We start from the raw sequence: 6,515 nt of genomic DNA, 5'->3' as shown, positions 1-6,515 counted from the left end.
GACGGCATCCACCTCGCGCTGCGCTGCGGCTCGGCCGCGCTCGCCGTCACCGCGGTCCTGGTCGCCGTCCTGGTCGGCCGGGCCCGCCCGCTCGCCCCGGCGGCCTCCGAAGAGCCGCGGCCGGAGGACCTGGCCGGGGCGGGCGTCGCCTGAGCCGCCGGGACCGACCGGTGAGGTGCTGTCAGGAGGTCGCGGGAGGTCGCGGACGGCCGGGAGGTCACAGGAGGTCGCGCGAGGTCAGCGGATCCCTTCCACCGCCGCCTGCGCCGTACGGGCCAGTTCGCGCCGGGCGCCCGCCCGGCCGGGCCGGGGCCCGGGCGGCGGTATCGGCGGCAGGAAGGTCACGTCGGCGACCAGCCCGCGGGCCGCGACCACCCGGGCGAGCGAGGTGAGCAGCCCGTCGTCCCCGATGAAGGCGGGCACGCTGGTCGGCCGTCCGTCCGCCAGCCGGTAGCGGATCGTCACCGGCTGGACGTCGGCACCCGCCTCCACCGCCGCCTGGAACAGCGCGGGCCGGAACCGGCCGCTCTCCCGCCCGCACCAGGTCGACCCCTCCGGGAAGACGATCACCGGGTGGCCGGAGCGCAGCACCTCGGCCACCGTCGCGACGGTGTCCGGCAGCGTCCGCAGCCGGTCGCGGTCCAGGAAGACGGTGCCGCCCAAGGCGATCAGCGGTCCGAGCACCGGCCACTTCCGGACCTCGGTCTTGGCCAGCGACCGGCCCGGCCGCCCGGCGGCGAGCAGCGGTATGTCCAGCCAGGAGACGTGGTTGGCCACCACCAGCACCCCGCCGTCCGCGCCGGGCCCCCAGCCGTCGGGCCCGGCGAGGTGGACCGTCACCCCGAGGGTGCGCAGCACGACCCGGGCCCAGAACCGGGCCAGCCGGTTCCGGGCCCGGTCCGGGAGCAGCCGGACCGGCGGGAGGAGCACGACCCCGGCCAGCACCGCCGCCAGACAGGCCGTCAGCCGCAGCGCCCGCCGGGGGTGGGAGACCCTCGGCGGGACGTCGGCCAGGCAGGTCTCGGGCCGGCAGGTCGCGGTGGGCAGCCAGACGCTCACGACGAGGCGCCCGAGGCGGGTCCGCCGGACAGGAAGTGCCGCAGGTAGCGCGGGTCGGTGCGCTCCAGCGACAGCAGCACGTACAGGTCGGCGCAGTCGAAGTCCGGGTCGTACGCGGGCGCGCCGCAGACCCAGGCGCCGAGCCGCAGGTAGCCGCGGAGCAGGGCCGGCAGCGCGCCCCGCTCGGCGCGCGCCACCCCGGTGGCGTCCCAGGGACGGTGCGGGGTGACCCGGTACTCCTCGGGCGCCAGGTGCTTGGCGCTGACGGTGTCCCAGACCCGGGCCGCGGTGGCGCCGCCGTCCGCCAGCTCGATCGAGCAGCAGCCGCCGACCCAGGTGTTGCCGGTGTCGGCCAGGTAGCGCGCGATGCCGCCCCACATCAGGTTGATGACGGCGCCGTTGCCCCGGTGGTCCGGGTGGATGCAGGAGCGCCCGAGCTCGACCAGGCCGGGGCGGACCGGCGCGAGCGCGGAGAGGTCGAACTCGCCGTCGGAGTACAGCCGTCCGGCCCGGCGCGCGGCCTCGGGGCGCAGCAGCCGGTAGGTGCCGACGACGGTTCCCTGCTCGCCCTCGCGGACCAGCAGGTGGTCGCAGAACTCGTCGAAGGGGTCGACGTCCAGGCCCGCGACCGGGCTGTGCAGTTCGGCGCCCAGCTCGGTGCCGAAGACCTGGTGGCGCAGCCGCTGGGCGGCGCGCACGTCGTCCTCGTCGCGGGCGAGGGAGACGGTGTACGAGGCCGGGGCGGCGGGCCGGTGGGGGCGGGGCGCGGGGACCGCCGGGGCGTCGTGGGTGGTGGTGACTGCGGACGGAGCGTACGTGGGGACGGTGGTCATGGCGGACCCTCCAGGGCAGCACGATCGGCGGTGCCGTGGATCACCAGGGCACCGTCCCGGTCCGCAGGCGGTTGGGCATGGACGCGAACCGGTCCCCGTGTTTCTCTCCGAATCGGTTGGCATTCATGTTGCGGCCCGGAGGACCGCAGATGTGCACCTGTTGAATGGCACCACCCGTGGCCCGGCGGTCATCTGCCCGGCACCGGGCGCTCGTTCGCGGGGGGTGGACAACACGCACCACGGGGGCGTACGGCCGCACCGCACGCCCCCGTTGTCGCGACCCCGCGGTCGTCACGCGGCTGCTGTCACGCCGCTGTCGGCACGATCGCGCCGTCACGCCGCTCGCGTCACGTCGCCGTCGTGACGATCCGACGTGCCGCTGTCGTGACGATCGCGGCGCGCCGCTCAGAACGCCCGCCAGCCCTCCGGGTCGACCCCGCCCGGGACGGCGCCGGCCGGGCCGTACGGCTCGCGGGTGTAGACGAAGGAGCCGACGTCGAGGTGGCTGACCGTGCTGTCGGGGTGGCGGACCACCCGCAGGGTCTCGCCCGCGTAGTAGTTCTCCACACCGGTCCAGGTGCCGTCCGCCTCGGGCCGGAAGCGCGAGCCCCGGCCGCGGCCGGTGAGCGGGGCGAGCTCCAGCACCCGCCCGGGCCGCAGCCGCAGGGCGGCCGGCGCGGCGCCCCAGTACCAGGGGCCGGTGAGCTCCAGCAGCTCCGCGTCCACCTCGGCGAGCGGGCGCCACGGTTCGGGCAGCCGGGGCTCCAGGTCGGCGGTGAGCGCGATCAACTCGGCGGCCAGCGACGCGGCGCTGGCACCGCTGGTGGCGTTGGAGAGGGCGTACGCGGCCAGGCCGTCGGCCTCGCTGATCCACAGGCCCGCGGTGAAGCCGGGCATCGAGCCGGTGTGCCCGTACAGCAGCCGGCCCTCGTCGCGGCGCAGTTGCAGGCCGAGGCCGTAGCCGCTGGTCCACTCGGCGTCGTCCGGGGCGACGGCCGGGCGGCGCATCTCGGCGACGGTGTCGGCGGACAGCACCCTGTCGTCGCCGGCCGTCAGGAAGGCCGCCCAGCGGGCCAGGTCGGCGATGGTGGACCAGAGTTGGCCTGCCGGCGCCATCAGGCCGGTGTCGGTGAGCGGCTCGGGCAGCATGACGTCGGCCCAGGGGTGGACGGCGAAGCCCCCGGCGTGCGGGTGCTCGGGCAGCAGCGTGGTGCGGTCCATGCCGAGCGGGGCCAGCACCTCGCGGCGCAGCACCTCGCCCCAGGGCTCGCCGCGCAGCTTCGCGACCAGGGCGCCGAGCAGCGCGTAGCCGGGGTTGGAGTAGTGGTGCACCCGCCCGGCGGGGTGCTTCAGCGGCCGGTCGGCCTCCAGGACGTCGTCGAGGCCCGGGCGCAGCGAGCCCTCGGTCCGCTCCCACCACGGGCCGGGGGTCTCGGCGGTCAGGCCGGAGGAGTGCGCGAGCAGTTGGACGACGGTCGCGTCGTCGGCGGGGGTGCCGGGCAGGTGGCGGGAGAGCGGGTCGGCGAGGTCGAGCAGGCCCTCGTCGCGCAGCCGCATCACCAGCACGGCGACGAAGGTCTTGGTGAGCGAGCCGATCCGGTACTGGACGTCCGGGGTCGGCGCGTGCCCGTCGACCATGCTGCGGGCGCCGCTCCACACCGGCCGCCCGTCGCGCAGCACTCCGGCGACCATCGAGGGCGTGCGCCCCTCGGCCTGGGCGACGGCGAGCCGGTGCAGCAGGGCTCGGCGGGTGGCGGGCAGCAGCTCGGAGGGGAGGTCGGTCATGTGGGCTTCTGGACTCATCGACATGTGCACGGACAGTAGTCCAGCCCGGCCGCGACGCCGACCCAATAATCCCGCGCACGGGCCCCATAACCCCGCGCCCGGGCCCGGTGACCGGATCAGGCCGGGCCCGGCGAACCGGATCAGCCCGGCAGCGGCGGCAGTTCCGGCCGCTCCAGCCAGGCCTCGAAGAGCGGGCCGAGCGGCGCGGCGGTGTACCGGGCGGCGTGCGCGCGCAGGTCGGCGGTGGCGACCACGCCGTGCCGGTTGGCGCCCGTCCAGTCCCGCAGCATCGCGAAGAACGCGTCGTCGCCGAGCGCCCGCCGCAGCGCGTGCACCACCAGCCCGCCGCGTTGGTACAGCCGGTCGTCGAACATCAGCCTGCGGCCCGGGTCGCCGAGCGTCAGGTCCTGTGGCAGCCCGGCCAGCAGCCGGTGCGCGGCGGCGGCGTGCACGGCCGCGCCCGGGCCGCCGGCGTGCTCGGACCAGAGCCACTCCGCGTACTTGGCGAAGCCCTCGTTGAGCCAGATGTGCCGCCAGTCGGCGATGGTGACGCTGTTGCCGAACCACTGGTGGGCCAGCTCGTGGGCGATCAGCCGTTCGCGCTCCCAGCCGCCGCCGAGGTGGTTGGTGCCGAAGGTGGCGACGCCCTGCGCCTCCACCGGGACGTCCAGCTCCTCGTCCGCGACGACCACCGCGTACTCGCCGAACGGGTACGGGCCGAAGACCTCGCCGAAGTACGCCGCCATCTCCGGCTGCCGGGCGAAGTCCCGGGCGAAGGCGGCGGCCAGCCGCTCCGGCACGTAGCCGGTCTGCGGCACCGCCGGGCGCACCGCCAGCGGCACCGGCCGGTAGTGCCCGATCGACACCGTCACCAGGTACGTCGGGGTCGGCGCGCTCTGCTCGTACACCCAGGTGGTGCTGGACGCCCGGGTGGTGCGGGTCAGCAGCCGGCCGCTCGCCACCACCGTGAACGGGGACGGCGTGGTGACCGCCAGCTGGTAGGTCGCCTTGTCGGCGGGGCGGTCGTTGCACGGGAACCAGGACGGCGCGCCGACCGGCTGGCTCGCCACCAGCGCGCCCTCGGTCAGCTCCTCCCAGCCCAGGCCGCCCCACGGGCTGCGCACCGGGCGCGGGTTGCCCGCGTAGTGCACCTCGACGGTGAACGCCGCGCCCGGCGCGAGCGCCCTGGCGGGGCGGATCCGCAGCTTGCCGCCGCGGTGGGTGTAGCGGGCGGCCTTGCCGTCGACCAGCACCCGGCCGATCCGGAACTCGGCCAGGTCGAGCGCGAACTCCGCCAGCGCCGCGTCCGCGACCGCGCTCAGCCGGGCCGAGCCGGCCAGCCGGTTGGGCCCGGGCCGGTAGTCCAGCGCCAGCTCGTAGCGGTGCACCCGGTAGCGGTGGTCGCCGCTGTTCGGGAAGTACGGGTCCGGGGCGCCGGCGGCCGCCGGGACGTGCTTGGGCTTCACGGGGACGTGCGCTTCCTGCGGGCCGGGACGGGGGGACGGGGAGGTGGTCACGGCGTGCTCTGCCACGCCTCGATCGGGTTGCCCAGCCACCGCGTGTCGGCGGGGACGGACTCGGCGCGCATCACCAGCGAGGCCGGGCCCAGCGTGCTGCGCGCGCCCACCGTGCTGCCGGGCAGCACGATGCCGCCCGGGCCCAGGGTGGCGCCCTCGCGGAGGACCACAGTATCCATCCGCATGATCCGGTCGTGGAAGAGGTGCGTCTGCACCACGCAGCCCCGGTTGATGGTGACCCCGTCGCCGAGGGTGACCAGGTCCGCCTCCGGCAGCCAGTAGCTCTCGCACCAGACCCCGTGCCCGACGTGCGCGCCGATCGAGCGCAGCCACAGGTTCAGCACCGGGGTGCCCGGCACCGCGCCGACCAGCCACGGCACCGCCAGCATCTCCACGAAGGTGTCCGCCAGCTCGTTGCGCCACACGAAGCCGCTCCACAGCGGGTGCTCCACCGCCCGGAACCGCCCGACCAGCAGCCACTTGGCGGCGGCCGAGACCAGGCAGGCCAGCGCGCCGGCCGCCAGCAGCACCAGGCCCGACAGCAGCGCGGCGGTCAGCGGCGAGCCGGCCGCCAGCCACGACAGCGCCGCCGCGGTCAGCAGGCCCAGCGCCGCCGAGGCCAGCACCGGCACCAGCCGGGCCACCTCGACCAGCCCGCGCGCCCACAGCAGCCGGGCCGGCGGCTCGTAGGTCAGGCTCTGGTCGGCCAGGTCCGCCGAACGCGGCAGCCGCATCGGCGGCATGCCCAGGTACGAGCCGCCCTTCTTCGCCTTCGCGGGCGTCGCCGACAGCACGCCCACCAGGCCGCGCTTGGGCACCGAGCGGCCCGGCGCGGTCATCCCCGAGTTCCCGAGGAACGCCCGCTCGCCGACCTTCGCCTCGCCCAGCCGCACCCAGCCGCCGCCGAGTTCGTACGGGGCGATCAGGGTGTCGTCGGCCAGGAACGCGCCGTCGCCGACCGTGGTCAGGCTGGGCAGCGCCAGCACCGTGGACACCTCCGCGCCCCGGCCGACCCGCATCCCGAGGGTGCGCAGCCACAGCGGCGTGACCAGCCCGGCGTAGAGCGGGAACAGCACCTCGCGGGCCCGGTCCATCAGCTGGGTGACGGTCCACGCCTGCCAGCCCACCCGGCCGTGCAGCGGGTGCGTCCCGGGCACCAGGCCGGTGCTCAGCAGCCGGACCAGCACCACCAGCTGCGCCGCGTACACCGCGCCGAACGCCAGCGTGGCGGGCAGCAGGCCGAGCAGCGCGCCGCCGAGCGCCGGGCCGAGCGCCGCGCCGTGGTCGACGAACCGGGACAGCACGGCCAGCGCGGCGAGCG

At 76.2% G+C, this 6,515-nt stretch carries 5 protein-coding genes; all 5 read right to left on the bottom strand.

Annotated elements, in window-relative coordinates; translation table 11 throughout:
- Nucleotides 1-237: 237 nt before the first annotated feature.
- Nucleotides 238-1,059 carry a 1-acyl-sn-glycerol-3-phosphate acyltransferase gene (locus AE652_RS32425; protein ID WP_082346118.1) on the bottom strand — a complete coding sequence of 274 codons (822 nt, stop codon included), beginning with the start codon at nt 1,057-1,059 and terminating at the stop codon, nt 238-240.
- Nucleotides 1,056-1,892, bottom strand: a complete 837-nt coding sequence (locus tag AE652_RS32420; protein WP_049658096.1) for a GNAT family N-acetyltransferase — start codon at nt 1,890-1,892, stop codon at nt 1,056-1,058. Before AE652_RS32420 ends, AE652_RS32425 begins: the two co-directional genes overlap by 4 nt.
- 405 nt (nt 1,893-2,297) lie before the next feature.
- Nucleotides 2,298-3,677, bottom strand: coding sequence for a serine hydrolase (locus tag AE652_RS32415; protein WP_049658095.1), 1,380 nt, complete (start codon nt 3,675-3,677; stop codon nt 2,298-2,300).
- Nucleotides 3,678-3,817: 140 nt separating this feature from the next.
- Entirely contained in the window at nt 3,818-5,143 is a 1,326-nt protein-coding gene (locus AE652_RS32410) for a M1 family metallopeptidase (RefSeq protein WP_049658093.1), read from the bottom strand.
- A 47-nt stretch (nt 5,144-5,190) separates the two neighbouring features.
- On the bottom strand, nt 5,191-6,515 hold a 1,325-nt coding region (locus AE652_RS32405; RefSeq protein ID WP_049658091.1), incomplete at its 5' end, for a Pls/PosA family non-ribosomal peptide synthetase.

This window comes from Kitasatospora sp. MY 5-36 (genome assembly GCF_001182915.1).
Taxonomy (GTDB): Bacteria; Actinomycetota; Actinomycetes; order Streptomycetales; family Streptomycetaceae; genus Kitasatospora.
This window is presented reverse-complemented; position numbering and strand designations above follow the sequence as displayed.

Bases quoted from the DNA above. Each gene is read 5' to 3' on its own strand.
- AE652_RS32420 (WP_049658096.1), bottom strand. From the start codon at position 1,892: ATGACCACCGTCCCCACGTACGCTCCGTCCGCAGTCACCACCACCCAC.
- AE652_RS32415 (WP_049658095.1), bottom strand. From the start codon at position 3,677: ATGACCGACCTCCCCTCCGAGCTGCTGCCCGCCACCCGCCGAGCCCTG.